The 2784-nt window shown below is 60.4% G+C and carries 1 protein-coding gene; it reads right to left on the minus strand.

Translation table 11 applies throughout. The features are described 5' to 3' along the window. A partial coding sequence (locus tag PPOP_RS13530; RefSeq protein ID WP_006287077.1) for a non-ribosomal peptide synthetase occupies positions 1 to 2627 on the minus strand: 2627 nt, incomplete at its 3' end. Between the last annotated feature and the right edge of the window lie 157 nt (positions 2628 to 2784).

A 2784-nucleotide genomic window follows, 5' to 3' on the forward strand; every position in this document is an offset into this window, starting at 1 on the left:
ACCGGATGCACTCGCTGGACGACCTCGCCGTCCTCCCAATGGAAGGACGTGCGCAGCGCCGCATGGCGCTCCACCAGCTTCCGCAGCGCCTGCTCCAGCCGTTGTGGATCGCATTCTCCCGGCAGGCGGTAGAGAAGCGGCACATGGTACGCCATGCCGATATCCTTCCGCTGCTGCAGGGCGTACATCCGCTGCTGGGCCGGGGCAAGCCGATAATGCGGCTTATCCGGTGCTGGCTCGATGGCTTCGAAGCCGCCCTGCTCCATCTGGGCGATCAGCGAGGCAAGCGGGCGGATATACGGCATCTCGAACAGCAGCTTGAAGGGGAGCGCAACCTGGAACGTCTCATACATTCGCGCCTGCAATTGAGCAACCTTGAGCGAGTGTCCGCCCAGCTCGAAGAAATGATCGTCGATGCCGATCGGCTCGACACCAAGCAGTTCCTCCCAGATGGCCGCCAGCTTGCGCTCCGTCTCGTTCGTCGGGGCCGCGTAGTGGACCGCCGCCCGCTCTTGTCTCTCCGGCCGGGGCAGCTTGGCCCGGTCGATCTTGCCGTTAATCGTCAGCGGCATCCGCTTCAGGAACATAAAATAGGCGGGAACCATATATTCCGGCAGCCGCTGCGCCAGGTATGCTCTCAGCCCGGTCGCGTCCAGCCCGCCTTCCGCGACGACGTAGGCACACAACGCCTTCTGTCCCGGCGATTCTTCGAAAGCGGTGACGAGCGTCTCTTTCACCTGGCGATGGCTGTGAATCCGGGCTTCAATCTCGCCCGGTTCCATACGGAAGCCGCGAATTTTGACCTGATGGTCCTTGCGGCCGACGAACTCCAACTGGCCGTCCGCGCCGAAGCGGACCAGATCCCCGGTCTTGTAGATTCGTTCCCCCGGCACGAACGGGCTGTCGATGAACATTTTCTCCGTCAGATCGTCACGGTTCAAATAACCGCGGGCGACGCCGTCTCCGCCGACCCACAGCTCCCCGGCTGCCCCGGTCGGCTGCAGCTTGCCATGCGCATTGACGACATATATCGTCGAGTTCCTGATCGGTGTGCCGATAGGAATCGGGCCCTCCCGTTCCTCCTTCAGCTCATAGCAAGTCGAGATGGTCGTGTTCTCCGTCGGGCCGTAAGCGTTCAACACCCGAATCGGCGCGCACTCCCGCGCCGCCTGGTAGAAATGCTTCGGCGACATTAACTCGCCGCCGATCAACAGTTGGCGCAACGGCTTGAAGATCGCCGGGTTGCGGTCAACCAACTGCTGGAACAGCGCTGTCGTCAGGAGCAGCGTCGTGATGCCGAAGCGGCGGAGCGCTTCCTCCAATTGGCGGCTGTCCAATATCGTCGTCTTGTCGACCAGCACGAGACCGATTCCATTCAAGAGCGAGCCCCAGATTTCAAAGATGGACGCGTCGAAGACGAGTGCGCCAGCCTGCAGGATGCGATCTCCGGCCTGGAAATCCACGTAATTCGTATTTTTGACGAGACGGACCACGTTGCGATGGGTCACCATGACCCCCTTCGGCCTGCCGGTCGAGCCCGAGGTGTAAATGAGACAAATTAAATCCTTCGCGCCGCCGACCGGTTCCGGATTATGATCCGGCTGATTGGCCCAGGCTGTCCCTTCCAACGGCACCTGCTCCACATCTGCCGGCAAGCATCCGGACAGCCCTGCGCTCGTCATCACCAGCCGGACCCCGCTGTCTTCCAGCAAATATTGAATTCGATCCTGCGGATAATTCGGGTCGATAGGGACGTACGCGCCGCCAGCCTTGATGATCGCAAGGATACCGATGACCATCTCCGCCGTCCGCTCAGCGAGGATACCTACCGCTTGTTCGCGTGTGACCCCTTGCTTGCGCAAATAATGGGCAAGCCGGTTCGCAGCGAGGTTCAATTCCTTATATGTAAATTGGCGGCCTTCTTCGATGATGGCCGGTTCGTCAGGAAGGCGGGCCGCCTGCTCCTCGAACAGGGATGCCACCGTCCGGTGCTTCGGATAAGGATACTTCGTCCCGTTATGCCGCTCGATGTAGCGCTGAACCTCCTCCTTCGCCAGCAGATCCCACGCTCCGATCGGCTTGTCCGGGGCGTGCACCGCCTCGCTTAGCATCTGGTTGAACTGCTGCCCCATCTGCTTGGCGGCATCCGGGCTGAAGCGCTCCGGCCGATAATAAATCGTAAATAAATAGGGCGCACGGAGAGCCACTTCCCTGCCCCAAATCCGGCCATGCAAGTCTCCGGCCGAAGTATCGGCTCTCATCCTGCCGGGCACCTCGGCATCCTGGCACCAGCAGCATGTCGTGATGTCGCCGCCGGCACCCGGCTCCTGCCCGCCGGTCTGCAACGAGGTGCACAGCGTCTGGGCCGCGCTCCACAACGTCTCCTCCGGACGAACCGCCACTTGCACTCCGTCCCGGCTCTGGCTGGCCATCGCATGAAGCATCACTTCCTCTGCGTTATCGTATCGCGCGACCAGACCGCTCCATGCCACACCCACTGCAGCCTCCAATGTGACCGAACGGGTGCGTGCCAGTAGTTCCAGGCCATTCACGATGGCGGAAGGAATCTCGAAGGTATGGGCGTCAAAGCCCGTAAGCTGTTCGGTTGTAAATGGAATGACAGACATATAAATTCAGCTCCTTCTCCTTGATGAACAATACGGTTGAAACCGATCCAATAGTTATTCCAATGCTCTATGGGCGCAATCTTGGAATCGACACCGCATGCTGTCACACCATATCCGGTGCCCAGACTCTCGATCCGGGCAAAGACCTATTCCCTTG

The organism is Paenibacillus popilliae ATCC 14706 (genome assembly GCF_000315235.1).
Lineage (GTDB): Bacteria > Bacillota > Bacilli > Paenibacillales > Paenibacillaceae > Paenibacillus_B > Paenibacillus_B popilliae.